At 69.0% G+C, this 26,280-nt stretch carries 23 protein-coding genes; 10 read left to right on the top strand and 13 right to left on the bottom strand.

Features of this window, described 5'->3' with window-relative positions; genetic code table 11:
- Positions 1–67 precede the first annotated feature (67 nt).
- A complete protein-coding gene (locus MRS60_RS24575) occupies positions 68–1,120 on the top strand; it encodes a nucleoside hydrolase (RefSeq protein WP_243565704.1) in 1,053 nt (350 codons plus the stop codon).
- Positions 1,121–1,147: 27 nt separating this feature from the next.
- Here MRS60_RS24575 and MRS60_RS24570 read toward each other — a convergent pair whose 3' ends face one another.
- A complete protein-coding gene (locus tag MRS60_RS24570; RefSeq protein ID WP_034180899.1) occupies positions 1,148–2,059 on the bottom strand; it encodes a LysR family transcriptional regulator in 912 nt (303 codons plus the stop codon).
- 94 nt (positions 2,060–2,153) lie between these two features.
- On the opposite strand from MRS60_RS24570, the gene MRS60_RS24565 reads away from it, so the two are divergent.
- Positions 2,154–3,503, top strand: coding sequence for an NCS2 family permease (locus MRS60_RS24565; protein ID WP_034180898.1), 1,350 nt, complete (start codon positions 2,154–2,156; stop codon positions 3,501–3,503).
- Between the two features lie 44 nt (positions 3,504–3,547).
- Positions 3,548–4,648, top strand: a complete 1,101-nt coding sequence (add, locus tag MRS60_RS24560) for an adenosine deaminase (protein WP_243565703.1) — start codon at positions 3,548–3,550, stop codon at positions 4,646–4,648.
- A gap of 36 nt (positions 4,649–4,684) precedes the next feature.
- Here the strand turns inward: add and MRS60_RS24555 are convergent, their stop codons facing one another.
- Positions 4,685–6,916 carry a penicillin-binding protein 1A gene (locus MRS60_RS24555; RefSeq protein WP_243565702.1) on the bottom strand — a complete coding sequence of 744 codons (2,232 nt, stop codon included), beginning with the start codon at positions 6,914–6,916 and terminating at the stop codon, positions 4,685–4,687.
- 97 nt (positions 6,917–7,013) lie between these two features.
- Positions 7,014–8,549, bottom strand: a complete 1,536-nt coding sequence (locus MRS60_RS24550; protein ID WP_243565701.1) for a PLP-dependent aminotransferase family protein — start codon at positions 8,547–8,549, stop codon at positions 7,014–7,016.
- A 123-nt stretch (positions 8,550–8,672) separates the two neighbouring features.
- Here MRS60_RS24550 and MRS60_RS24545 point away from each other — a divergent pair, with 123 nt between their 5' ends.
- Positions 8,673–9,311, top strand: a complete 639-nt coding sequence (locus MRS60_RS24545; RefSeq protein WP_131948135.1) for an FMN-binding negative transcriptional regulator — start codon at positions 8,673–8,675, stop codon at positions 9,309–9,311.
- A 49-nt stretch (positions 9,312–9,360) separates the two neighbouring features.
- Here MRS60_RS24545 and MRS60_RS24540 read toward each other — a convergent pair whose 3' ends face one another.
- Positions 9,361–9,942 (bottom strand): thioredoxin family protein, encoded by a 582-nt coding sequence (locus MRS60_RS24540; RefSeq protein WP_243565700.1) that lies wholly within the window; start codon positions 9,940–9,942, stop codon positions 9,361–9,363.
- 219 nt (positions 9,943–10,161) lie between these two features.
- Here MRS60_RS24540 and MRS60_RS24535 point away from each other — a divergent pair, with 219 nt between their 5' ends.
- Both MRS60_RS24535 and MRS60_RS24530 read left to right on the top strand, forming a co-directional pair.
- A complete protein-coding gene (locus tag MRS60_RS24535; protein WP_217590186.1) occupies positions 10,162–10,902 on the top strand; it encodes a response regulator in 741 nt (246 codons plus the stop codon).
- Positions 10,899–12,221, top strand: a complete 1,323-nt coding sequence (locus MRS60_RS24530) for an ATP-binding protein (protein WP_243565699.1) — start codon at positions 10,899–10,901, stop codon at positions 12,219–12,221. The genes MRS60_RS24535 and MRS60_RS24530 overlap by 4 nt, the downstream gene beginning before the upstream one ends.
- A 20-nt stretch (positions 12,222–12,241) precedes the next feature.
- Here the strand turns inward: MRS60_RS24530 and MRS60_RS24525 are convergent, their stop codons facing one another.
- From MRS60_RS24525 to MRS60_RS24515, 3 genes are all read right to left on the bottom strand, one after another.
- Positions 12,242–12,976, bottom strand: coding sequence for a metallophosphoesterase family protein (locus tag MRS60_RS24525; RefSeq protein WP_243565698.1), 735 nt, complete (start codon positions 12,974–12,976; stop codon positions 12,242–12,244).
- A 104-nt stretch (positions 12,977–13,080) separates the two neighbouring features.
- A complete protein-coding gene (locus tag MRS60_RS24520) occupies positions 13,081–13,617 on the bottom strand; it encodes a GNAT family N-acetyltransferase (protein WP_243565697.1) in 537 nt (178 codons plus the stop codon).
- A gap of 12 nt (positions 13,618–13,629) precedes the next feature.
- Positions 13,630–14,262 carry a LysE family translocator gene (locus MRS60_RS24515; RefSeq protein ID WP_243565696.1) on the bottom strand — a complete coding sequence of 211 codons (633 nt, stop codon included), beginning with the start codon at positions 14,260–14,262 and terminating at the stop codon, positions 13,630–13,632.
- Positions 14,263–14,565: 303 nt separating this feature from the next.
- On the opposite strand from MRS60_RS24515, the gene MRS60_RS24510 reads away from it, so the two are divergent.
- The 3 genes from MRS60_RS24510 to MRS60_RS24500 all read left to right on the top strand — a co-directional run bounded on the left by MRS60_RS24510 (position 14,566) and on the right by MRS60_RS24500 (position 18,703).
- The gene (locus MRS60_RS24510; protein WP_243565695.1) at positions 14,566–15,759 is read left to right on the top strand and encodes a porin; all 1,194 of its coding nucleotides are present in this window, start codon (positions 14,566–14,568) and stop codon (positions 15,757–15,759) included.
- Positions 15,760–15,859: 100 nt separating this feature from the next.
- A complete protein-coding gene (locus MRS60_RS24505; RefSeq protein ID WP_034180886.1) occupies positions 15,860–16,291 on the top strand; it encodes a GFA family protein in 432 nt (143 codons plus the stop codon).
- Positions 16,292–16,777: 486 nt separating this feature from the next.
- Entirely contained in the window at positions 16,778–18,703 is a 1,926-nt protein-coding gene (locus tag MRS60_RS24500) for an SMP-30/gluconolaconase/LRE-like region family protein (RefSeq protein WP_243565694.1), read from the top strand.
- Between the two features lie 34 nt (positions 18,704–18,737).
- Here MRS60_RS24500 and MRS60_RS24495 read toward each other — a convergent pair whose 3' ends face one another.
- From MRS60_RS24495 to MRS60_RS24470, 6 genes are all read right to left on the bottom strand, one after another.
- Positions 18,738–19,688: a c-type cytochrome gene (locus tag MRS60_RS24495; protein ID WP_034180884.1), complete on the bottom strand. Its 951-nt coding sequence runs from the start codon at positions 19,686–19,688 to the stop codon at positions 18,738–18,740.
- A complete protein-coding gene (locus MRS60_RS24490; RefSeq protein WP_105390244.1) occupies positions 19,685–20,362 on the bottom strand; it encodes a c-type cytochrome in 678 nt (225 codons plus the stop codon). The genes MRS60_RS24495 and MRS60_RS24490 overlap by 4 nt, the downstream gene beginning before the upstream one ends.
- 66 nt (positions 20,363–20,428) lie before the next feature.
- Positions 20,429–21,496 carry a molybdate ABC transporter substrate-binding protein gene (locus MRS60_RS24485; RefSeq protein ID WP_217590191.1) on the bottom strand — a complete coding sequence of 356 codons (1,068 nt, stop codon included), beginning with the start codon at positions 21,494–21,496 and terminating at the stop codon, positions 20,429–20,431.
- A gap of 8 nt (positions 21,497–21,504) precedes the next feature.
- Positions 21,505–22,296 carry a transcriptional initiation protein Tat gene (locus MRS60_RS24480; RefSeq protein ID WP_034180882.1) on the bottom strand — a complete coding sequence of 264 codons (792 nt, stop codon included), beginning with the start codon at positions 22,294–22,296 and terminating at the stop codon, positions 21,505–21,507.
- Positions 22,297–22,504: 208 nt separating this feature from the next.
- Positions 22,505–23,779, bottom strand: a complete 1,275-nt coding sequence (locus tag MRS60_RS24475; RefSeq protein ID WP_243565693.1) for an MFS transporter — start codon at positions 23,777–23,779, stop codon at positions 22,505–22,507.
- A gap of 129 nt (positions 23,780–23,908) precedes the next feature.
- Positions 23,909–25,375, bottom strand: a complete 1,467-nt coding sequence (locus MRS60_RS24470; RefSeq protein ID WP_243565692.1) for a mannitol dehydrogenase family protein — start codon at positions 25,373–25,375, stop codon at positions 23,909–23,911.
- Between the two features lie 158 nt (positions 25,376–25,533).
- On the opposite strand from MRS60_RS24470, the gene MRS60_RS24465 reads away from it, so the two are divergent.
- A complete protein-coding gene (locus tag MRS60_RS24465; protein ID WP_034181036.1) occupies positions 25,534–26,262 on the top strand; it encodes a GntR family transcriptional regulator in 729 nt (242 codons plus the stop codon).
- Positions 26,263–26,280: the final 18 nt, after the last annotated feature.

Genomic DNA, 26,280 nt, shown 5'->3' with positions numbered 1-26,280 from the left:
CGAGCCAGGCCCCCCGAGGGGGTCAAGAAAACTTGGGGCGGCCCGGCGTTTTCTTGAGAGCCCGACCATGACCCATCCGATCGCATCGCGCCGCACCTTCCTGAAACTGTCCGCCGCGCTGGCCGGCACCGCGCTGCTGCCCGAAACGGGTGCGTTCGCCGCCGGCGGCGACGCCGCGCGCCGCACGGTGATCATCGATACCGACCCGGGGCAGGATGACGCCATCGCGATCCTGTTCGCGCTCGGCGCGCAGGACCGGCTCGACGTGCGCGCGCTGACCGCCGTCGCGGGCAACGTGCCGCTCGACCTGACCGAACGCAATGCGCGAATCATCCGCGACTGGGCCGGCCGCACGAAGACGCTGCCCGTCTACGCGGGCTGCCCGCGCCCGCTCGTGCGCGAGCTCGTGACGGCCGCGAACGTGCACGGCAAGACGGGGCTCGAAGGCGTCGAACTGCACGAGCCGCGCGCGCCGCTCGCGACCGGCCACGCGGTGTCGTACCTCGTCGATACGCTGAGCCGCGCGGCGCCGAACAGCGTGACGCTTTGCGCGCTCGGCCCGCTGACGAACATCGCGACAGCGCTGGTCGAAGCGCCGCAGATTCGCGGCGCGCTGCGCGAAATCGTGCTGATGGGTGGCGCGTTCTTCGAGCGCGGCAACATCACGCCGGCCGCCGAGTTCAATATCTACGTCGATCCGCAGGCGGCAGAAGTGGTGTTCGGCAGCGGCGTGCCGATCGTCGTGCTGCCGCGCGACGTCGCGGTGAAGGCGCCGATCACACCGGCGCGCGTTGCGCCGTTTCGCGCGCTCGGCAACCGCTGCGGCGCGATCGTCGCGGACATCATGACGGCCGAGCTCGCGTACAACAAGAAGCGGCGCGGCGTCGACGACGCGCCGATGTACGACCCGACCGCGGTCGGCTATCTCGTCGATCCGACGATGTTCAACGGACGCAAGGTGAATGTCGTGATCGAGACGACCGGGCAGTGGACGCTCGGCGAGACGATCGTCGACTGGAACGGGCGCAGCGGCCGCGCCGCGAACGCGACATGGATCAACGAGGTCGACGCGGACCGCTTCTACGCGGCGCTGGTCGAGCGCATCGCGAAGCTGCCCTGAACGCGTGACGTCGCGCGGCGAACGGAATCAGATGTGCTTGGCGATCCACTCGCGGCACGCGCGCACGTGCGGGCCGCGATCGTCGGCGGCGAGCGAGATCAGCGAGATTGCGCGCGTGACGCGCGGTTTGTCGACGCGCAGCGCGACGAGTTCGGGATCGTGCAGATGCATCGTGTAGAGGCTCGGCAGCACGGCGGTCGCGAGGCCGTTGCGCGCGAGCGCGTAGAGCGGCTCGGTGTATTCCATCCGGTACGTGACGTTCAGGCGCAGCTTCTCGGCGCCGCCGGTGCGATGCAGCGATTCGCTGACGCTGCCGCGCACGAACACGGCCAGTTCGCGATCGACGAGCTTCGCCCACGTAACGCTCTTCGCGCGGGCAAGCGGATCGTCGTGCCGCACGACGATCACGATCTCGTCCTCGAACAGTTGCCGGTAGCGCAGCGTGCCGTCGTCGCTGTCCGGTTCGCGCACGCCGATGCCGAGATCGGCGACGCCGTCGCGCACGGCTTCGACGAGCGCGCTGTTCGGCAGGTCGGTGAGCGTGAAGCGCAGCGTCGGATGCGTGCCGCGCAGCGTGTTGAGCGCGGGCAGCAGGCGGCCCGCGACCGACGGGATGAACGCGATCCGCACGGTCTGGATGCGTTCGCCGATGAGCCGCGTCATGTCGTCGAAGGTGCCGCGCGCCTGGTTGAGCAGGCGTTCGGCGAGCGGCAGCACGGCTTCGCCCGCGGACGTCAGCGTGAGCCGGTGCGCGGAACGCGCGAACAGGCGCCCGCCGAGCAGGAACTCGATCTGGCGGATCGACGCGGTGAGCGCGGGCTGCGTGAGCGACAGCGCCTGCGCGGCCTGCGTGAAGCTGCGTGCGTGGGCGAGCACGACGAAGTGCTGGACCTGCCGCAGCGTGAGCGCGGGCAGCAGCGACGAGCGGTCGGACGACATCGGGCAATAACGGTCGGGATGCGGTACGCGGCAGTATAAGACCGTGCTGCATGAATCGGCACAGGACAATATTCGGAATCACAGGAGAACCACCATGTCAGCGACTGACACGATGCCGGCGCGAGCGCCGGCCAACTGGCTCGAACGCCGCTTCGCGCTCGCCGCGCGCGGCACGAGCGTGCGCACCGAGACGATCGCGGGCGTCACGTCGTTTCTCGCGGCCGCGTACCTGCTCGTCGTGATCCCGTCGCTGCTCGCGACAGGCGGCATGGAGCGCGGCGCGGCGACGACCGCGACGATCGTCGTGTTCGTGCTGTTCACCACGCTGATGGGGCTCTATGCAAACCTGCCGTTCCTCGTCGGCCCCGGCATCGGCGGCTCGGTGATCGTCGGCGTGACGCTCGCGACGACGGAACACGTCGGCTGGCAGACGGGCCTCGGCATCGCGTGCGTGTCGGGCGTGCTGTTCTTCCTGCTGACGATCCTCGGCGCGCGCGGCGTCGTGGTGCGGCTGATTCCGGTGCAGATCAAGCTCGGGCTCGGCGCGTCGATCGGGCTGTTCGTCACGATGCTCGGCCTGCGCAATGCGGGGATGGTCGTCGCGAACGCGAAGACCAACGCGTTCGCGCTCGGCGACTTCTCGCGGCCGGGCGCGCTCGTCGCGCTGATCGGCCTGGCGGTTGCGGTCGTGCTGCAGGCGCGCAAGGTGCCCGGCGCGATCCTGATCGCGATCCTCGCCGCGGCTGCGGCCGGCGTGCCGCTCGGCGTCACGCACCTGCCCGCGTCGTTCGTGTCGCTGCCGCACAGCATCGCGCCGATCGCGTTCAAGCTCGATATCGGCAGCGCGTTGAGCCTGGCGGCCGCGCCGTATCTGTTCGCGTTCTTCGCGGCGGAATTCTTCTCGACGCTCGGCACCGCGCTCGCGGTCGGCGCGAAGGCGAACCTGCTCGACGAGCACGGCAACCTGCCGGACATCAACCGGCCGTTCCTCGTCGATTCGCTCGCCGCGACGATCGGGCCCGTGTTCGGCATCCCCGCGTTGACCGCGCTGATCGAATCGGCGGCGGGCGTCGAGGCCGGCGGCCGCAGCGGGCTGTCGTCGCTGGCCGCGGCCGTGCTGTTCGCCGCGATGCTGCTGTTCGTGCCGGTCGCGCTCGCGATCCCGAAGGAGGCAACCGCACCGGCGCTGATCCTGATCGGGCTGTCGATGTTCGCGACGATCCGCCATACGCATTTCGACGACTTCACCGATGCGCTGCCCGTGATGTCGATGGTGCTGCTCACGCTGATGTCGAACAGCTTCGGCACCGGCATCGCGGGCGGGCTGCTGTGCTACGTGCTGGTCAAGCTGCTGGCCGGCCGCTGGCGCGACGTGTCGTGGGGGCTCGTCGTGCTCGCGATTCCGCTCGGCTATTACTTCTGGACTGTCGTGAAGCCGCACTGAGAGACGGCTTTCGCGACGCAACCGCAATACCCAAAGAGAAAGACATGAAGGGAACACCAGGCAACGTCCCGGCCGCGCGCACGGGCATCGAGATCACGCCGGCCCATCGGGCCTTCTTCCACGCGCTGCCGAAGGTCGAGCTGCATTGCCACCTGCTCGGCGCGGTGCGGCACGACACGTTCGTCGCGCTCGCGGAACGCAGCGGTGCACCGATCGAGCGCGCGGAGATCGATGCGTTCTATGCGCGCGGCGACAAGCCGGTAGGCGTGCTGCACGTGCTGCGCGCGCTCGACCAGTATCTGCTCATGCAGCCTGACGATCTGCGAAGGATTGCATACGAGTATCTGGAGGATGCGGCCGCACACAACGTGCGGCATGCGGAATTCTTCTGGAATCCGACCGGCACGGTGCGCGTATCGGGCATCGCGTATGCGGACGCGCAAGCTGCGATCGTGACGGCGATCCGCGATGCCGCGCGCGATTTCGGGATCGGCGCACGCCTGATCCCGAGCATCGACCGCGAGCAGGATCCCGATGAGGCCGTAGCGATCGTCGAATGGATGAAGGCGAATCGCGCGGATGAAGTGGCGGGGCTCGGGATCGACTATCGCGAGAACGACCGGCCGCCGGAACTGTTCTGGAAGGCGTATCGCAACGCGCGTGAGGCCGGTTTCCGCACGACCGCGCATGCGGGCGAGTTCGGGATGCCGTGGCGCAACGTCGAGACGGCGGTCGACCTGCTGCAGGTCGACCGCGTCGATCACGGCTATACGATCGTCGATAACCCCGAGCTGTGCGCGCGCTATGCGGAACGCGGGATCGTCTTCACCGTCGTGCCGACGAATTCGTACTATCTGCGCACACTGCCGCCGGAGCAATGGGCGGAGCTGCATCCGATGCGCAAGATGCCGGGCCTCGGGCTGAAGATCCATCCGAACACCGACGATCCGACGCTGCACAAGGTCAACCCGAGCGAGGCGTGGGAGCTGATGTTCAGCCATTTCGGCTTCACCGTTGCCGAGCTGAAGCAGTTCATGCTGAACGGGATCGACAGCGCGTGGGCGGACGACGCGACGAAGGCCGCGTGGCGTGCGGCGTGGGCGCCGGAGTTCGATGCGCAGGCGGCCACGCTCGCGGCGGGCTGAGCGCAGTTGTATGTATATGTTCCGCCGGCGGCACGCTCAGCGGAACAGCTTCAGCCAGTCGAACAGGCCGGGATGCGGGCGCCGCCTCGGCGCCGGCGCCGGTGCGCCGCGCGGCCGGAAGTCGGGCGAGAACTGCGCACGCGGATCGATCGCACGCGCGCGCAGCGCCGCATCGTAGAAACTGCCGACGATCGGCAGCGCGCTGTGCGCGCCCGCACCCCAGTAGTCGCTGCGAAGCGTCACGCTGCCGTCGTCGAAGCCGACCCATGCGCCGGCCACCAGTTGCGGATGCATCAGGATGAACCAGCCGTCCGTGTTGTCCTGCGTCGTGCCCGTCTTGCCGGCGACATCCACGCGAATCCCGTAGCGCGAGCGGATGTCGGCGCCGGTGCCGCGATCGACGACATCGCGCATCACGTCGACGAGCGTCTGCGCGGCAGGCGCCGGCAACGCGCGTTCGGGCGGCGCGCTGCCGAATGCGGCGAGCACCTTGCCGTCGCGATCCTCGATGCGCGTGATCGCCTGCGGCGCGACGTACACGCCGCGGTTCGCGATCGTGCCGTACGCGGACACCATCTCCTTCAATGTGACGGGGCTCGTGCCGAGCGCGAGCGACGGCACCGCGTCGAGCGGACTGTCGCGCACGCCCATCGCGCGTGCGAGCTGAGCGACCTTCGCGGCGCCTTCCTGCTGCATCACCTGCGCGGTGATGCGATTGCGCGACAGCGCGAGCGCGTCGCGCAGCGTCATCGGCTCGCCCGTCGGCGGCTCCTCGTCGGTCGGGCGCCAGACCGCGCGGCCGTCGATCGGGATCGCGACCGGGCGGTCGATGAACGTATCGCCCGGCCGCATGCCGTCCGCGAACGCGGCGCCATAGACGAACGGCTTGAACGTCGAGCCCGGCTGGCGCCGCGCCTGCGCGACGTGATCGAACGGCTCGCTGCCGAAATCGGGGCTGCCGACCCATGCCCTGATCGCACCGTTGCGCGGATCGATCGCGACGAAGCCGGCCTGCACCTGCGTCTTGCGTTCGCACAGCGCATGCATGAACTCGCGATTCGCGCCGAGCTGCTTCAGCGCCGCTGCATCGGCGAGCCCCGCGTCGCGGGCGCTGCGATAGTCGGGTGTCTGGCGGATGAAGCCGCGGAACAGGTCGTTGCGCAGCCCGCAGCCGGACGGGCCGCGCCATGCGCTGTCGGCGATCGCCTGCAGCCGCTCGGTCTGCTGCGTCAGCGCCTGCGTCGCCATGTCCTGCAGCCGCGCATCGAGCGTCGTACGCACGACGAGGCCATCCGAGTAGAGGTCGTAGTTGTTGCGGTCGGCCCACGCGATCAGCCACTTGCGAAGCTGCACCGCGAAGTGCGGCGCGAGGCCGGGCTGCGCCGTCTGCGGCTCGAAGTCGACGCGCAGCGGCTGGCGCTGCAATTTCGCGAGCTGCCGCGGCGACAGCATGCCCATCGTCGCCATCCGGTCGAGCACGATGTTGCGCCGCTGTACCGCGCGTTCCGGATTCAGCACCGGGTTGTAGTAGCTGTTGCCCTTCAGCATCCCGACGAGCGTCGCGCTTTCGGCGATGTCGAGCTGGTTCGCCGATTTGCCGAAGTAGGTGCGCGCGGCCATTTCGACGCCGAACGCGTTGTACAGGAACGGCACGGTATTCAGGTAGGTTTCGAGGATCTCGTCCTTGCTGTACACCGTCTCGATCTTGAACGCGGTGATCAGCTCCTTCACCTTGCGCGTGAGCGTCAGCGAGCGGCCGACTTCGTCCGGGTACAGGTTGCGCGCGAGCTGCTGCGTGATCGTCGAGCCGCCCTGGCGCGCGCCCGAGAACGTATGCAGCCCGGCCGCGATCGTGCGGCGCCAGTCGATGCCGTGATGCGCGTAGAAGCGGTGATCCTCGGTCGCGATCAGCGCGTCGACCATGTGCGGCGAGATCTGCTTGAGCGGCACCCATTCGCGGTTGACGGGCCGGAACTCGGCGATCAGCTCGCCGTCGGCCGACAGCACGCGCGCGGGGCGATCGATGCGTGCCTTGCGGATGTCGCCGATGCTCGGCGTGAACGGAACGAACGCAAGCAGGACCAGCAGGCCCAGCACCGGTATCGCGGTGAGCGTCAGTGCCACGCCGCGCCGCGTCGGATGACGCAGGCGATGCAGCACGCCGGCGCACAGCGCGCGGGTGCGCGAACGGCAGGCGGCGGCGAGCGGCGCGACACGGGCGCGGCAGCGGAGCCACGCGTCTCGAAGAAACGGCACGAAGCGATTCACGGCGGCAGGGGCGTGGACGGAAGAGGCGCGATCCTAGCAAACGGCGCACGCTTGCCGGCGGCCGAAACGGCTGTTTGCTTGCAGGATTTACAGACGATTACGTTTGTTGCCTGCGGACAACCTTTTGCGGCGCGACCGGCCGCGAATCTTCCGACGAAACCACGTCCGCGAGCCGCTGCGCGGCCGCCTCCATCTGCGCACGACCGAACCCGCCGAAGCCGAGCACAAGCCCCGGTCTGGCCGTGCCCGGCGCGAACATCGGCGACACCGCGCGCACCGCGACGCCGGCCTGCGCGGCGCGCGCGACCACGTCGAGATCGTCGATCCCTTCGGCGAGCCACAGCACGACGTGCATCCCCTGGTCGCCCGGCTGCACCCATGCGCGTTCGCGCGGCAGCCGCGCGCCGAGCGTGTCGATCAGCAGCGCGCGCTGCTCCGCGTACACGCCGCGCACGCGGCGGATGTGGCGATCGAGATGGCCTTCCGCGATGAACGCGGCCAGCACGTGCTGGTCGGCGGTCGGTGCATGGCGATCCATCAGCACGCGCGCGCCGCAGAACGCGGGCACGAGATCGTCGGGTGCGATCACGTAGCCGAGCCGCAGCGACGGAAACAGGATCTTGCTGAACGTGCCGAGATAGATCACGCGGTCGGGGTCGAGCCCCTGCAGCGACGGGAACGGATAGCCTTCGTAGCGCAGCTCGCTGTCGTAGTCGTCCTCGACCACCCATGCGTGATGCGTGCGCGCCCACGCAAGCAGCGCGTTGCGCCGCGCCATGCTCAGCGGCATGCCGAGCGGGTACTGGTGCGACGGCGTGACGAATGCGGCCCGCGCATGCGGCGCCAGGCGGATGCCCGCGTCGACGTCGATGCCGTCGGCGTCGACCGGCACGCGGACCATCGCGTCGCGTCGCCCGGTGCTTTCGAGCAGCGCGGTGATGCCGCGATAGGCCGGATTCTCGACCCACGCCTGGTCGTCCGCACCGAGCAGCACCTGGCTCGCGAGATGCAGCCCCTGCTGCGTGCCGCTCGTGATCACGACCTGGTCGGCCGTGCAGCGCACCGAGCGCGACCGGCGCACGTAGCCGGCGATCGCTTCGCGCAGCGGCAGCGCGCCTTGCGGATCGGCATAGCCGGACGGCGCGCCGGCGCCGCGTGCGCGCAGGCGGTTGCCGAGCCGGCGCCAGATGTCGTCGGGCGCGGTGAGACCGACCGGCACCGAGATCGCGAACGGCAGTGCCGGCAGCGGACGGAATTCGCGGGCGATCCGCGCGAAGGTCGCGGTCGGCTCCGGCAGCCCGGCGTGGGCCGGGCGCCTGCGTTGGGCGGGCGGTTCGGGCTCGTCGACGGGCGGCGGCTCGGCGAGTGCGTGCGCGACCCGCGTGCCCGCGCCGCCGCGCGATTCGAGGAAGCCTTCGGCGACCAGCTGCGCATACGCGTCGACGACGGTGCCGCGCGCGACCTGCAGCGCGGCCGCCAGCAGCCGCGTGGATGGCAGCGTATCGCCCGGACGGACATCGCCGCGGCGCACGGCGTCGCGCAGCGCCTGCGCGAGCTGGCGGCTCAGGTCGCCGGCCGCGCGGTCGAGCGCGCCGAGCGACGGGATTTCGATGTTCCGGGCCGTTCTTGCCATGATTCTGGTCTGCTGAAAATGTTCCAAACCGGCTCTACAGCATAAACCAGTTTGGGGTAACAATTTGCGCAAGACGGGCCAGCGCCCGAGCCATTTCAACCGCCGCACGACCGTGGAGCCGACATGTACGTCCCCGCCGATTTCAACGAGCCCAACCCCGACGCATTGCGCGAACTGATCGTGCAGCATCCGTTCGGCAGCCTGATCACGCACGGGAAGAGCGGACTCGACGCGAACCACATCCCGTTCGAGCTGCTGCCGGGCGACGGCGGGCTCGGCGAGCTGCATGCGCACGTCGCGCGCGCGAATCCGGTCTGGCAGGACGTTGCGAACGGTGACGAGGTGCTCGTGATCTTCCACGCCGGCGACGCGTACATCTCGCCGAACTGGTATCCGAGCAAGCACGTCGCGCACCGGCAGGTGCCGACCTGGAACTACGTGGTCGTGCATGCGCACGGCCGCATCACGGTGCGCGACGACGAGAAGTTCGTGCGCAGCGTGGTCGCGCGGCTGACGCGCACGCACGAAGCGTCGCAGCCGGTACCGTGGAAGATGGGCGACGCGCCGGCCGATTATCTCGACACGATGCTGCAGGCGATCGTCGGGCTGCAGATCGAGATCACGCGGCTCGTCGGCAAGCGCAAGCTCGGGCAGAACAAGGCGGCCGAGGATATCCGCGGCGCCGGCGACGCGCTGATCGCGGACGGGAAGCTCGCGATCGGGGAAGCGATGCTGGCGGCGGCCGACGCGAAGCGCGAGTGAGCACATCGAGATACGCGTGGGCGAGAGCCCGCGCTCGCGTACCGGCTGGTTACTGCGTGCGCGTCGTTCCCTTCATCCCTTCTCCCGCCTGCGCGAGCGCACCGCGGATCGCCGCCTCGGTCTTGTCGTAACCGCCTTCGCCATAACGCGTATAGACGACCTTGCCGTTCGCATCGATCAGGTACAGCGCGGGCCAATACTGATTCCCGTACGCGCGCCACGTGTCGTAGCGGTTGTCCTGCGCGACCGGGTACTGGATGCCGAAGCGCTTGATCGCATCGGCGACGTTGCCCGCGTCGCGCTCGAACGGATATTCGGGCGTATGCACGCCGACCACGACGAGCCCCTGGTCGCGATACTTCCGATACCAGTCGTTCACGTACGGAATCGTATGAATGCAGTTGATGCACGAGTACGTCCAGAAATCGACCAGCACGACCTTGCCGCGCAACTGGTCGAGCTTGAGCGGCGTGCTGTTGTGCCAGCGGTCGATGCCGGTGAAATCGGGTGCCGGCGTGCCGGCCAGCGGCGCCTGCATGCCCGCGTCGTCGCGGGTGCCGGCGAAGGCGGCGAGCCCGGCCGTGGCGGCGAGGGCGATGACGAGGGTGGCGGTCTTGAGGCGGGGCAGCATGGCGTTCTCCTGATCGGGAGGCCGCCGCTCGGAGCGGCGGCCGGACGGGTTTCGACAGGCCCCATTAGGCTGCGCCGACGTATCCGAGATATGTCCGGCAAGCCGCGCGTGTGCAATGTTGTGTGTCGTCACGGCGGCGCGATACATTGGGATACAAACACATGCCCGCCGTGCGGTATAAAAGCGGACAACACCTGCCGAACTACCCGACACCGACTCATGGACAAGATCGACCACGTGCTGATCGTCGACGACGATCGCGCGATCCGCGAACTGATCGCGGGCTACCTGGAGAAGAACGGCATGCGCGTGTCGCTGGCCGCGAACGGCCGCGAGATGCGCAACGCGCTGGACGACGGCGCGCCCGACCTGATCGTGCTCGACCTGATGCTGCCGGGCGAGGACGGCCTGACGCTGTGCCGCGACCTGCGCTCCGGCAAGTTCCGCACGGTGCCGGTGCTGATGCTGACCGCGCGCGGCGAGGAAACCGACCGCATCATCGGCCTCGAGATGGGCGCCGACGACTACCTGGCCAAGCCGTTCGCGGTGCGCGAGCTGCTCGCGCGGATTCGCTCGGTGCTGCGCCGCGCGCGCATGCTGCCGCCCGGCATGCAGGTGACGGAAACGGCCGAACTGCTCGCGTTCGGCGAATGGCGGCTCGACACGACGGGGCGCCACCTGCTCGACGCCGAAGGCACGCTGGTCGCGCTGAGCGGCGCCGAATACCGGCTGCTGCGCGTGTTCCTCGACCATCCGCAGCGCGTGCTGACGCGCGACCAGTTGCTCAACCTCACGCAGGGGCGGCAGTCCGACCCGTTCGACCGGTCGATCGACCTGCTCGTGAGCCGGCTGCGCCAGCGGCTGCGCGACGGTGCGCGCGAACCGCGCTACATCAAGACGCTGCGCAACGAGGGCTACGTGTTCTCGTCGGCCGTGACCGCCGTCGACGGTACGTCATGAGCGCGCGCACGCTGCGGCACTGGCCGCGCTCGTTGTTCGCGCGACTCGCGCTGATCCTGTGCGTGGGCCTCGCGCTCGCGCAGACGCTGTCGTTCTGGCTCACGGTGACTGAGCGCGACCAGGCGACCACCAACCTGATGATGGGCTACATCGAGCGCGAGGTCGCGAGCTCGGTCGCGCTGCTCGACCACCTGCCGCCCGCCGAGCGCGCCGCGTGGCTGCCGCGCCTCGCGCGGCGCAGCTATACGTTCATCCTCGGGCCCGGCGAAACGGGCACGCCGCCGGAAGCGCGGCTGTCGGCGCGCGTCGAGCGGTCGATTTCCGACGGCATCGGCGGCGACTACCCGCTGACCGCGAACGCGCTCCCCGGCGACCGCGAACATCTGCAGGTGCACCTGCGGCTGACCGACGGGTCGCCGCTGACGATCGACATTCATCCGATGTCGACGGTGCCGCTGTCGGGCTGGCTGCCGGTCGTGCTCGTGCTGCAGCTCGCGGTGCTGGCCGCGTGCTGCTGGCTCGCGGTGCGGCTCGCGACGCGTCCGCTCAACCAGCTCGCGCAGGCCGCCGACGCGCTCGGCCCCGACCTGAAGGGCGAACGCCTGAACGAAGACGGGCCGTCCGAGGTCGCACGCGCCGCGCGTGCGTTCAACGCGATGCAGGACCGCATCGCGCAGTACATGGCCGAACGCATGCAGATCCTCGCGTCGATCTCGCACGACCTGCAGACGCCGATCACGCGGATGCGGCTGCGTGTCGACGTGATGGACGACGACGTGCAGGGCACGAAGCTGCGCCAGGACCTGATCGAGATGGAGCATCTGGTGAAGGAGGGCGTCGCGTATGCACGGACGCTGCACGGCACCGAGGAAGCCGCGCGCCGCATCGATCTCGACGCGCTGCTCGACAGCATCGTGTACGACTACACGGATGCGGGGCAGGACGTCGCGCTGCACAGCCGCGCGCCGCTCGCGCTCGTCACGCGGCCGAAGGCGCTGCGCCGCATCGTCGGCAACCTCGTCGACAACGCGCTGAAGTTCGCGGGCGCGGCCGAGATCGACGTGCACGCCGCGCCGGACGGCGGCGCGGTCATCGCCGTGCTCGACCGCGGGCCCGGCATTCCGGACGATCAGCTCGACGCGGTGTTCGAGCCGTTCCGGCGCGTGGAGACGTCGCGCAACCGCGACACGGGCGGCACGGGGCTCGGTCTTGCGATCGCGCGGCAACTGGCGCTCGCGATGGGCGGCACGCTCACGCTGAACAACCGGCCGGACGGCGGCGGGCTGGAGGCGAGGCTGACGCTGAGGAATGCGGGGTGATGCGAGACGGCGCGGGTATGTCAGCACCGGCCGGTGCGCAGCGCGACGGTCCAGTCGTCGCGCCCGCGCGATGCCGCGGTGGCGGCGGCCGTGTGCCAGTCGTATTCGACCGCACGAAATTCGACGTTCCAGCCGGCCGCCGTGCGCGACACCATCGCGTAGCGCGCATGCGGCGAGCCTGTCTCGATCCGGTGCGGATGCGGCCGGTCGTCCGTGTACGCCTGCAGCCCGACGCTGCCCGGGTTGACGATCAGCCGGCCGTCGGCGAGCTTCGCGGTGCGCGGCACGTGCGTGTGGCCGCACAGGATCAGCGACGCCGGCGCGTCGCCCGCGCGCTGCGCGATTTCGTCAGGCGTGGCCGCGCGGCAGCCGTCGGGCGTGACCGTTTCGAGGAAATAGACGAGGTCGCTGGCCGGCGTGCCGTGCACCATCAGCACGTCGTCGTCGAGCGTCACGCGTTCGGGCAGCGCGGCGATCCAGTCGAGATGGTCGGCGCGCAGCGTGTCGCGCGCCCAGCGATCCGACAGCCCCATCGACTCGCGATCGTCGGCGAGCAGTTGCCGTTCGTGATTGCCCTTGACGGTCGGCAGGTCGAGCGCGATCAGGCGGTCGGCCGTTTCGGCCGGATGGAGCGCGCCCGACACGATGTCGCCGAGATTGACGATCACGTCGGCGCCGCGGCGGCGGACGTCGTCGAGCACAGCGTCGAGCGCGGCGAGATTGCCGTGGATGTCGGAGAGCGCGGCGATTTTCATGGCGGACCGTCGAGGCAGGGAACGGCGATTGTCGCCAATTCGGCGCGGGCCGGTCAATCGCATCCGCGGTGAGGCCCGGTGCGATGCGTCAGTCAGTCAGTCAGTCAGTCGGTCGCGAGCCGCGCGTACATCGCGAAATCGCCCGGCGTGCCGCGCACCATCCGGTACGCGCGCAGCAGCCCTTCGTAGCGGTAGCCGCACTTCTGCAGCACGCGCGCGGAGCCGGCGTTGCTGGTCAGCACGACGCCCTGGACGCGCATGAAACCGCCATCGGCGAATGCCCACGCGGTGACGGCTTCGCACACTGCACTCGCGATTCCGCGCCCCCAGTGCGCCGGCGCAAGGTCGTACGCGATTTCCGCCGAGCGGTTCGCGGTGGACACCGTATGCAGCCCGATCGTGCCGGCGAGCGCGCCCGATGCGGTGTCGACGATCGCAAGACGCCGGATCGAATCGGGGTCGGCCGATTCGACGTTGTCGAACAGCGGCAGCAGATCGTCGCGCGAGCGCAGGTTCCAGCTCGTGTGGCGGATCACGTCGGGGTTCGACAGGTACGCGTACCACGCGTCGAGATCCGCGCGTTCGAGCTGCCTGAGCGACAGGCCCGGAAAGCCGGAGCGGGGCGGCGCGTCGACTCTCATCGGAACCCGCTCCTACGCGGCATGACGCCGGTACAGCGCCAGCGACCCGGCAAGCGCGAGCAGCATCGCGCCGCACGTGCGTTCGAGCCACAGCGCGCCCGAGCGCTTCAGCAGCCGCACCGCGCGTGCGCCGAGCAGCGCATAGCCGAACATCACCGCGCCGTCGAGCAGCGCGAACGTGATCGCGAGCGCGACGTATTGCGGCGCGAGCGGCGCGGACGGATCGAGGAACTGCGGCAGGAACGCGGAGAAGAACAGATAGCCCTTCGGGTTCGTCACCGCGGTCAGGAAGCTCTTCGCGAAGATCGACGCGTTGCGCCCGGGCGCCGCGCCGCCATGCGCGGCGGCGACGTCGAGCGAACCCTTCGACGTCAGCAGCCGGATGCCGACATACGCGAGGTACGCGGCGCCGAGCCACTTCACCACCGAGAACCAGAACGCCGACGCCATCAGCAGCGCACCGAGGCCGAGCGCGACCGCGACGATCAGCACGAAGTCGGACAGCATCGCGCCGGCAAAGCCGTATGCGGCGCGGCGCACGCCGTAGCGCGAGCCGTTGGTCAGCGCGAGCAGCACGGTCGGGCCGGGTGTCGCGATGCCGACGAACGCGACGGCGGCGAAGATCAGCAGGGTCGTTTCATTCATGAAGGAACTCCCGATGGATGGCGCGCGTTCGATTATCGGGGGCGTGCGCCCGTGCTGTACAGGCACGGCGATCGTGTGCCTGGCCGTGTTTTCGACTATCTCGATTTTGGCAAGAAACTGTTTTCATTATTGCGCTTTAGTCTGGGACCGGTTCCAACTACCATGGCGGCCGCAGCAGGTCTGCCCGCCGCGACGCCGCGCGCGGACGCCGCCGGCCTCGCACTGCCGGCGGATCTCGCCGCCCGCGCGCTACTCGCAACATCAAGCCAGAACAACGGGTTCACCGCCCGGAGACACAGAACCATGAACAAGCAACTGATCGCAGCACCGCTGCTGCTCTCGCTCGCGAGCATCGCTTCCGCGCAAAGCTCCGTCACGCTGTACGGCATCGTCGACGCAGGCGTGACCTATCGCAGCAACGAACGGGTCGGCTTGGCCGGCGCGTACACCGGGCATTCGAGCGTCGGGCTCACGACCGGCAACCTGTCCGGCAGCCGCTGGGGCATCAAGGGTTCCGAGGATCTCGGCGGAGGGATGCGTGCGCTGTTCGTCCTCGAGAACGGCTTCGACATCGCCAACGGCACGTCGGGCCAGGGCGGCCGCCAGTTCGGCCGGCAGGCGTTCGTCGGCATCGGCAGCGACCGCTACGGCTCGGTTACGCTCGGCCGCCAGTACACGTCGCTCGACGACTTCGTGAGCCCGGTCGGCCCGTCGTCGTTCATCGGCGGGTTCGGCGCGCACCCGGGCGACATCGACGATCTCGACCAGACCGCGCGCGTCGACAGCTCGATCAAGTACACGAGCGCGAACTACGCGGGCTTCACGTTCGGTGCGCTGTACGGCTTCGGCGGCCAGCCGGGCAGCATGAAGCAGCGCAACACGTGGAGCGTCGGCGCGGCGTATGCGGCGGGCCCGCTGCGTGTCGGCGTCGGCTACGAGCGCTCGGACAACAGCAAGACGGGCGCGACCGACCCGACGACGGGCAAATGGCAGAGCACCGACGACGGCCTGTTCAACTCGTCGATCAACGAAGGCTATGCGAGCGCGCAGTCGCAGCAGGTCATCGCGACGGGTGCGACGTACGACTTCGGCCCGGCCGTCGTCGGCGTGAACTACAGCAACGTGCAGTACCGCAGCGGCGACCGTTCGCTGTTCGCCGGCCACGCGACGTTCAACGTCGCGGGCGTGTTCACGCGCTGGAACGTGCGGCCGCAGACGCAACTGTTCGCCGGCTACAGCTATACGCGCGGCAGCGATGTCGATGGCGTCGACGACCGCGCGCAGTATCACAACGTCACGCTCGGCGCCGTCTACGACCTGTCGAAGCGCACCAGCGTGTACCTGCTCGGCGCGTACCAGCATGCATCGGGCATGACGCTCGATGCGCTCGGCCGGCCGGTGGCCGCGACCGCGTCGGTGTCAGACAAGGCGAATGGCCATTCATCGGACTCGCGGTCGCAGGCGATCGTCAGCCTCGGGCTGCGCCAGAAGTTCTGACGCGCAGCATTCGTTGCGGCCGCAACGTCGTTCGCAGCCGGTGCGGGCGACGTTGCACGCTGGCTCCTATACTGTCGCCTCTGTTCTTCGAGGAGACGACATGACCCGAACGCTTTCTGCGCGCTGCCTGTGCGGTGCCGTCACCGTCACGCTGCGCGGCGAGCCGGCGGCGCGCGCGAACTGCCATTGCGCGACTTGCCGCGATTTCTACGGCACGCCGATGCTGTCCGCGACCGCGTGGCCGCCGGAGCAGATTGCCGTCGACGGCACCGGCGCAACGTTCCCGCATCCGTCGAAGTCGATGTCGCGCACATGGTGCGTGTCGTGCGGCGAGATCGTGTCCGGAACGAACCGGTTCGGCATGCGAGTCGTGCCGAACAGCCTGACCGCGCGTGCGCACGGCGGGGAACTGCCGGGCGACCTGCAGCCGACGATGCATCTGTTCTACCGGCAGCGCGTGATCGACGTCGTCGATGCGCTGCCGAAATACCTCGACGGCTGGGACGGCCCGACGCTCGACAACGCGAACTGAACGATCGCGACCGCGTGCCGGCACGGCCGACGCGCGGCTTGTTCCGCCGCATCCTTCTTCAGCTTTCCTTTCTTTCTTCCGCCCGCCCTTCCTCCCGCCGCGTTCGCGGCACGCCCGATACGCCAGTTTGCGAAACGCCGATTGCGCCGGATAATATTTTTTCTCTTTCATTTTAATTTCGATTTGTAATCATCGAGCCTCTTTCCGGCGGAATGAAATGGCAATGCGGGCATGTCAGAAAAAATGACGCATTCGCATTGGGCGACCCGGAAGAAAATGCCGGGGAAAAGCGCCGAAATCGCGCTGCCGGCGGGCCGTTGCGGTGCGGCGAGCGGGTTTGACCATCATTGACGAAAAAGCGCCGGACGGCATAAAGCACGCGGTGAATAATTCGGGATGGCGACGAATGCGCTTTTGCCTGAATCACCAATATTTCATGCGTCGCGATTTACAGTGTCGACACACGATCGTCCGGGAGTATTATTCATGTCAATGAAACAAATTCGCGCGGCATTGCTGGGAATGTGCATCGCCGTGCTGGCGCCCGCGAGTCCCGCGCAGGCGCAATACTCGACGGACTGGCTCGCGAACACGTTCGGCACGCTGGCCGCGCACGTGGGCAACGGCGCGCGCTCGATGTGGGTCGCGCCCGAGGGCGTGATCTACACGGCGTCGCGCTGGGACGAGAACGCGGGCGGCGTCGCGATCTACCAGAACGGCCAGCCGCTCGGCACGATCGGCATCCACGACGAATTCCAGGGCGGCGCGATCACCGGCAATGCGTCGTCGCTGTTCGTCGCGCTCGGCTACAACCGCACCTTCGGCAGCGGCTCGGTGGGCCGCTACAACCGCGGCACGAACCAGCGCGACCTGCGCATCCCGGTCAGTGTGTGGACGGGCGTCCAGTACGCGGACGTGATCACGGGCCTCGCGACGGCCGGCAACCTGCTGTACGTGAGCGACTTCTACGGCAACCGCGTGCGCGTCTATACGACCGACGGCGTGTGGCAGCGCGACATCGGCGTATCGGGGCCGGGCGCGCTGGCGCTCGACGCCGCCGGCAACCTGTGGGTCGCGCGCAAGAGCGCGGGCGTCGTCGCGCAGTTCAGCGCGACCGGCACGGCGATGAACACGATCCAGATGGCGGCCGGCGCGCGGCCGGCGTCGCTGTACTTCGATGCGTCGATGGGCCAGCTGATGGTGGGCGATGAAGGGCCCGACATGAACATCAAGGTCTACAGCGGGCTTCTCGGCCTGCCGATGCAGGTCGGCACGTTCGGTGTGCAGGGCGGTTATCTCGACACGACGACGGGCATCAAGGGGCAGGTCGGCGACAAGCGCTTCACGCGCGTCGCCGCGCTCGGCAAGGATTCGGCCGGCAACCTGTACGTGCTGAACAACGCATGGGGCGGCGGCTGGGATCTCGGCCGCAACGGCAGCACCGACCTGCATTCGTACAGCCCGACGGGCGTGCTGCAATGGAAGCTGCAGGCGCTGAACTTCGAGGGGATCGCCGCGCCCGATCCGGTGACGGACGGCGCGTTCTTCTACAGCGGCAACAACGTGTACACGGGTTCGGCGGGCGGCACGTTCGTCGCGAACACGGTCGACCCGTTCACCTATCCGAAGGACCCGCGCCTCGACATGAAAGACTATCAGCGCGGCCAGCACTTCGGCCAGCTCGTGATGGTCGGCGGCAAACGGATTCTCGTCGCGACGGGCCAGAATCCGGGCAACTTCAACTTCTATTACTTCAACACGGCGAGCGGCTATATCGCGATTCCGGCCGGCTCGCTCCCGGGCAAGCCGTTCAACACGACGCTGCAGGTGACGGCCGGTTTCGCGATCGACGACAACGGCGACGTGTGGGCAGGGCTGGACGGATCCAACGCGATTTCCCGCTACCCGATGACGGGCTTCGACGCGACCGGCAAGCCATCGTGGGGCAAGCCGACGACGACGCCCGTGCCGAGCACCGTGTCGCCTGTCACGCGAATCATCTACCAGGCGGACAGCGACACGATGATCCTCGCGCAGGGCCTCGCGGGCAATTGGGACTGGACCGCGATGAACGGACACATCGAGGTCTATCACGGCTGGAAGAACGGCAACACGAGCGCGCCGAATCCGGTGATCAACCTGACGAGCGCGAACCCGAAATCGATCGCGGCGGCCGGCCACTACCTGTTCGTCGGCTACGTGCACACGGTGCCGAACATCGACGTGTTCGACCTGAACACCGGTGCGCTCGTCACCACGCTGACGAATTCGAACACGTCGGCGATGGACGTCGGCAACGACGTCGACTCGATGTACGGCGTGCGTGCATACCTGCGCTCGACCGGCGAGTACGTGATTACCAAGGACAACTACAACGGGTCGAGCATCGTCGTGTATCGCTGGCGTCCGTGACCGCGCCGGCCGAGCTGGCCGGTGCGGCCTGGCGTCATGGTGCGCCGAGCACGCGGCCGTTCACGCGGAGCCCGTACATCGAGTCGGGCGAATCGTGGAACTTCGCGCGCGTGTCCTGCACGGAGCCCGTGAAGCGCGGGTCCTGCGGACGTTCGTGGCTGTCCATGAAGGTCGCGACGTCCCACGCTTCCTGATCGGTCAGCGTGCCGCCGAGCCCGAGCGGCATGTTGGCCTTGATGAAGCCGGCCGCGTTGCGGATGTCGCCCATCCCCGCACCCCAGTTGAACGAGCGCGCGCCCCACAGCGCCGGGAAGGCCGGCTTGCCGCCGCTCGACTGCCCCTGGCCGTCCGCGCCGTGGCACAGCGCGCAGTGCTGCGTGTAGACGGCGGCGCCGCGCGCGTAGTCGGCTTTTTGCGCGGGCGGCGGCAGTTTCAGGAAGCCTTGCCCCGGCAGCTTCGTGCCGATCGGCGCGCCCTTCGCGAGCCAGTACGAATAGGTTTCGAGCGCGACGAGGATCGGGTCGCCGGCCGGCGGCGCCTTGCCGTTCATGCTGTATTGGAAACACCCCTGCAGGCGTTCGGCGAACGTGTTTACGTGCCCGTTCTTGCTGCGGTAGGCCGGATACAGCAGGTACGCGGCCCACATCGGGCTCGAATCGGGCCGGCGGCCCGCGTCGAGGTGGCAGCTCGCGCAGGTCAGCTTGTTGCCGACGTACTTGCCCGCGAACTCGGGCGTGTGCAGGAAGATCTGCTCGCCGAGCTTCACGGTCTTGCCGAAGCCGTCGGCGGGCATCGCGGATTCGGCGGGCGGCGTGAACGGCTTGACCGCTGTCGCCGCGGTTGTGGCCGGTGCCGGTGTGGCCATGGGTGCGGAAGCGGCGGCCGGCGCGTCCTGCGGCGCCGCCGCGAACGCGAGCGCGGGCATCCAGGCCGCACCGAGCAGTGCGGTGCGTGCGCGGCGGATCAGCGTCGTGCGGTCGATCATCGCTGGTCTCCTTGTGCGGCGCCGCCGCGCGCGTAGTAAGCGGCCACCGCGTCGATGTCGGTATCGGACAGCTTGCCGGCGATCATCGGCATCAGCGCCATCGGCCCGGGCGGGCGCGTGCCGTGTTTCCAGCCGTTCAACTGGCCGGCGATATACGCGGCAGGCTGCCCCGCGAGCGGCGGAAACGCGGTGCCGACGCCGAGGCCGCCGGGGCCGTGGCACTGCGCGCATGCGGGAAGGCCCTGCGACCAGCGCCCGCGCGTCGCGAGCCACGCGCCGGTGTTCGCGGCATCGATCGACGTGTCGTCGGCGGTGAAGACGCCGGCCGGTGCGGGCAGGCTCGCGAAGTACGCGGATACCGCGTCGCGTTCGTGCGGCGTCAGCAGTTTCGACAGCGGCTGCATGACGGGATTCTGGCGGCTGCCGTCCGCGAACGCGGCAAGCTGCGCGGACAGATACACGGCGTTCGTGCCCGCGAGGCGCGGGAAGCCAGCCGCTGGGTTGCCTTCGCCCTGGCTGCCGTGGCAGCCGATGCACGCGGCGACGCCCGTCGCCGAGCCTTGTGTCGCGAGCGTCTTGCCGAGCGTCGCGTCGTCCGCGTGCGCGTGGCCGGCCAGCAGTGCCGCTGCGGCAAGCAGCAGCGGTGCGATCCGGCGTCGCCGTGTGTCGACCATATCGTTCACGTGTCCCCTCCTTGTTGTATGTCGCGTGCGCGCCGCCATGCGGTCGGGCCTTTGCCGTCAGCCTGCGTCGGGCCGGTCCTGCCCCGGCGCGAGGTGCTGCACCGGGGTTGTCGCATCGTAGCGGCCGAAGCCGTAGCGCTGGAAAATCCGGAACGCTTCCGGCGACCGGATGAACGCGAGCCACGCGCGCGCGGCTTCCGGATGCGGCGCGTCCTTCACCATCGCGCCCGCATAGATCGCCGTCGTATTCTGCGCGGCCGGAATGTCGATGTGCATCAGCGGATGCCCGACCTGCTCCTGGAACGCCGCTTCGGATTGCCACAGCACGCCGGCGTCCGCGCGCCCCTGCATCAGGAACAGCGCGGTTTCCCGATGGTGGATGTGCGTGAGCTCGGTCGTGCCGGCGCGCACCTTGTCGTCATAGACGGTGCGCGCGAGCGCGTCGCCGCCGGCCTTCGCGAGCGACGCGTGGATCTGCCGCGCGACGCCCTCGAATTCCGGGTTCGGCATCGCGAGCTTCACGTCGGGCCGCGCGAGATCGTTCAGCGACGCGATGCGCTTCGGATTGCCCGCGCGCACCATGATCGTCAACTGGTTCGTCACGTACGGCACGGCGGGGCCCGCGAGCGTGCCGTCCGCGATCAACCCGTCGATCTTGCCGAGCCCCGCGAAATACGCGTCGGGCCTGACCGTCCACGTCATGTTGCCGACGGTGATCGTGCCGCCCGCGTGGATCTGCTTCACGAGCAGGCCGGGCGGGATCGTTTCCCAGTAGATGCGGCCGCGGTATTCGGGATGGTCTTCCTCGAACTTCGCGACGAGCGGCGCCATCGCGAAGAAGTAGTTGCCGCCGACGAACAGCACGAGCTTCGGCGCGGTGAGGTCGCCGTGGAAATCGGCGAGCACGTCGACCTGCGGCACCGTGAATTCGAGGCCACGATGAATCGCGTCGTTGTTGCGGCCGTCCTGCCAGGGCGGAAAGATGGTCGTGGCGGTGGCGGTGGCGGTGGCGGTGGCGGTGGCGGCGAGCGAAAGCGCGGACGCGCAGCACAGCCACGCGGCCAGCGCGGCGCGCAGCGTGCGCCGCCGGCGGCGCGACGGCGATTGCGAGTGGATCGAGGTCATCGTGGAGCTCATTTCGCGTACGTGAAACCGGCCTGCTGCAGCTCGGGCAGCGTTCCGACCGCGCCCGGCGTGACGATCGCCGACGGGATCACGTGGTTGGTCAGGTCGGCGGCGAGCGCGTCGAGCGGCAGCTTGTCGGGATTCGCGTTCGCGCCGTCGAGCCGTTCCGCGAGCTCCCAGATCGCGTTGTGGCACGACAGGAATACGACGCCGCGCTGCCGCAGTGCGGCGATGCTGTTGTCGTGCGACGAGAAGGCGCCGTCGGGCAACGCGTGATCCTGCGCGCCCTTCGATTGCGCGGGCTTCGCGTCGAGCAGCGTGTTGGCCGGGAAGGCGGCGCCGGCCAGTTTCGCGAGGCCATATTTGTCCCACGCGGCCTGGTCGAACAGCGCGAGATGCGCGCTGCCGTGCGTGGCCGACACGACGAGGAAATCCGGATGGCCGTACGACCAGATCTGCGCGTTCAGCGAATTGCGCATCAGGTTCAGCCACGGGCCGCCGAGCTCGGTGTTGTCCCACACCTGCTTCGGGCCGCCGCGATAGCCGATCACTTCGGCGAGCGCCGCGTGATCCCACTGGTCGGGGCGATCGAGGATCATCGGCACCGTCTTGAAGTCGCGCCGTCTGGGCACGGCCGCGAGGCGGCGCGTGAGGTCGGCGAGGCGCGCCGCGGCGCCGGGCAGCAGCGCGCCGGTTTCGGGCGCCGCCGCTTGAACGTGGCGCGTGGCCGCGAGCAGTGCGGTGCCGGCCGCGAGGCCGAGTGTCTTGAGCGCGCCTCGGCGCGCATGCCGGTCGGACATGGCTTATCTCCCGGGATCGTTTTTGTGGGGGCGTGTCGCGTTGCCGTGCAGCGGCGCAGCGTCGCCATCGCGTAGCCAGTCTAGGGGCGCGCGATCGATCCCGGAAATCGCGATATCGGATGGGAGATATTCGGGGGTCCGATGATTGGGCGGGAGGGGGCGACGCCGGCTGAAGCGGCGTCGCGTTGCGAATGTCGCGCGGCGGGCGTCAGTGCGCCGCCCGTTCGCGCAGGACTTCCGACGGCCGGCCGTTGCGCACGAATACGCCTGCCAGCACGGCGCCCGCTAGCGCAATCGCGCCGGCCAGCACGAACGCCGACGCGAACGAACCGCTGCGTTCGACGATGAAGCCGGTCACGGCAGGCCCGATCACGCCCGACAGGCTGCCCATGCAGTGCAGGAAGCCGCTCACGCCGCCGACGCGCGCCGGGTGCACGACATCCTGCACGATCGCCCAGTAGATCGCGCCGGTGACGTACAGGAAGAACAGCGACACGGACATCAGCGCGACCGCGCCTTGCGTCGACTGCACGGTGCCCGCGATCGCCACGCATGCGCCCGCGCCGAGCAGGCAGGTGACGAGCACGATCCGGCGCGACAGCAGCAGGTTGCCGGTGAGCCGGTAGAGCGCATCCGAGATCGCGCCGCCGCATGCGAGGCCGACCGTGCCGACGAGCCAGGGCACGACGGTGGCGATGCTCATCTCCTTGATGTTCAGGTGATGCGCGCGCACGAGATAGCTCGGGAACCAGCTCAGGAAGAAGAACAGCACGTAGTTGTAGCTGAAGAACGCGACCGCGGTTGCGAGGATGCGCGGCTGGCGCACGTAGTGCGACAGCGTGCGCGCGGGCGCCGATGCGTCGTCGTCACCCGCGCGGGCGGCGGCAGGCACGTTCGGCGCGTCGTTCACCGGCGTGGCCGGACGGTCCGACGTCGACGCCATCCATAGCACGACCCACGCGAGCCCGATCGCGCAGACGATCCAGAATGCCGGCCGCCAGCCGAACTGCGCGGCCAGCAGGCCGACGATCGGCCCCGCGATCGCGCCGCCGAGCGGCGAGCCCGCACTGAGCAGCCCCATCGCGGTCGCGGCGCCATCGCGCGGCAGCCAGTTGTTGACCATCTTGTTCGCGGCCGAGCACAGCGGGCCTTCGGCCATGCCGAACAGCAGCCGTACGATCAGCAGGCTCACGAAGCCGACGGTCAGCGCGGTCATCCCGCAGAAGATCGACCAGAGCCCGACCGCCAGCACGTACACGAGCTTCGGCCCGAGCCGGTCGGACGCGAGCCCGCCGATGAAATTGAACAGCGCGTAGCCGACGAAGAACGTGCTGAACACGATGCCCATCTGCGCGGCGTCGATGCCGAGATCGGTCTGCACGATCGGCGCGACGATCGACAGCGCGACGCGGTCGAGATAGTTGATGCCATACACGATGAACAGCAGGAATACCGTGAACCATGCCTGCGACTTCTGCTTCATGTCTGTCTCCTTCGTGCCGGTGGGCCGGCCGTCATGTCTTTTCCATCGTTCGCCGCGTCGACACCGACATCGGCGGGCAGGGGCGTCACGCGGTTCGCGTCGGCGACGGCCAACCGGCCGTGCGGGCGGTCAGCGTGCGTGCAGCGGTGCGAGCAATGCGTCGGTGCCGTGCGCGCGCAGCGTCGACAGATGCGCGCCGACGCGCGCGACCAGCGCGTCGGGCCATGCGACCGGGCCGGCGAGCGCGGGACTGGCGAGCGCCGCACGCACCGCGCCGTTCGCGTCGCCGGCCGCGCCGAGCGTCGCGGCGAGCGCGGCCGCGCCCGGGTCGCTGATCGTCAGCGGCCGGCCGCAAGCGTCGCGCGCGGTGGTCAGGTAGTACAGCCAGAGCGCAAGCGCACGCTCCAGATACGGGCGCTCGACGCCCGCCGCAGCGCTTTCGGCGAGCGCGGGCAGCCAGCGCAGCGGCACCTTCTGCGTGCCGTCCATCGCGATCTGTTCGGTGCGGTGCGCGAGCGTCGGATTCCGGTAGCGCCGCACGAGCGTCGCGCAATAGTCGTGCGCGTCGAAGCCGGACGGCACGTCGACGGTCGCGAGCAGGTCGTGCGTCATCACGCCGTCGACGAACGCCGCGATCGCCGGATCGGCCATCGCCTCGGACACGGTCGCGCGGCCGCGCAACTGCCCTGCATACGCGATCGCCGAATGCGAGCCGTTCAGCAGCCGCAGCTTCATCGTTTCGTACGGCAGCACGTCGGCAACGAGGCGCGCGCCGGCGTCTTCCCAGCGCGGGCGCGGGCCGGCGAAGCGATCCTCGATCACCCATTGCGAGAACGGTTCGCAGACGATCGCGGCCGCGTCGCGCGCGCCGAGATGCGCTTGCGCCCAGTCGAGCGATTCGGGTGTCGCGGCCGGCACGATCCGGTCGACCATGCTGTTCGGGAATGCGACGTCGTCGCGGATGCGCCGCGCGAGCGCGCCGTCGTCGACGCATGCCGCGTAGTCGAGCAGCAGCGCGCGCAGCGTGTCGCCGTTCGACGTCATGTTGTCGCAGCAGACGACGGTGAGCGGCGCGCCGGCCGGCCGCTGCCGGAGGCCGGCGGCGATCACGCCGAGCGCGGTGCGCGGCGTGTCGGGCGCGGCGAGGTCTGCGCGGATCGCGGGATCGTCGTCATCGAGGCCGCCGCCGGGCCGGCGGCAATAGCCTTTCTCGGTCACGGTCAGGCTGACGATCGACACGCGCGGATCGGCGATCAGCGCGAGCAGCGCGGGCAGCGATTCCGGCGCGAACAGCGCGTCGTGCACGGCGCCGACGATCCGGGTGCGCGCGCCGTCGCCGTCGCGTTCGGTCACCGTGTACAGGTGGTCCTGCGCGGCGAGCAGGTCGACGGTATGGCGCCGCCGCAGCTCGACGCCGACGATCCCCCAGCGCAGGTCGCCCTGTTCGAGCACCGTTTCCGTATGGATCGCCTGATGCGCGCGGTGGAATGCGCCGAGGCCGAGATGGACGATGCCCGTGCGGACCGCGTGCCGGTCATAGCGGGGGCGGCGCGTGCCGGGCGGCGCGGTGCGCAGGGAGTCGGGTGCGGGTGGCATGACGATCGGTAACGGGTTGTACCATGGTAGATATCGGAGTGAGTGAAGGTTATTGCGGGTTTTTACCGGGAGTTATTGGTGTAAACGCCAGTTCGATCAATTTACCTGTGTTGTGTACCATGGTAGTTATCGAAATCGAGTCAGATGCATCGGCAAACATGAGCGAAACGGCAGCATTTGAGGAAGACGTCGTCGTCACGGCGTTGCAGGGGTTCTCGCTGGACGAGAGCCGGTCTTATACGGAGCAGGTGCACGCGCTGCTGCGACACGCGATCGTGCGGGGCGCGCTGCCGCCGCATACCGCGCTGTCGGAGGCCGTGATCTCGACGACGATCAAGGTCAGCCGCACGCCCGTGCGCGAGGCGTTCGCGCAACTGGCCGACGAGCGGCTCGTGCAGATCCACCGGAAGGTCGGCACGTTCGTCGCGCCGATTCCGGTGTCGATCCTCGAGGAAGGGCGGTTCGCGCGCAGCACGCTCGAATGCGCGAACCACGTCGAGCTCGCGCAGAAAATCACGGCGGAACAACTCGCGGAGCTGTCGCGGATCATCGACGCGCAGCGCGCCGCGGTGGCCGCGCACGATGTCGAGGCGTTCTTCGAACTGGACGAAGCGATGCACGGCCGGATGTTCGCGTTCGCGGGCCGGCCGCACGTGTGGGAAATGCTGCAGCCGATGAAGCGCCAGTTCGACCGCGTGCGCTGGCTGCTGCTCGACCGCGTCGAGGATCATGCGCGCCGCGCGCTGCAGGAGCACGAGCAGATCCTCGCGCATATCGCGTCGCGCAACATGGCGCTGCTCGGCGCATCGGTCGCGACGCACGTCGACCGGATCGGCTCGCATCTGCCGGACGTGCGCAGCCGCGCGCCTCATTACTTTGTCGACTGAATCGCCCGCTGGAGGAGC

Origin of the sequence: Burkholderia pyrrocinia (assembly GCF_022809715.1) — a bacterium.
Lineage (GTDB): Bacteria > Pseudomonadota > Gammaproteobacteria > Burkholderiales > Burkholderiaceae > Burkholderia > Burkholderia pyrrocinia_C.
The sequence above is the reverse complement of the archived record's forward strand: the minus strand, read 5'-3'. Positions and strand labels throughout refer to the sequence as shown.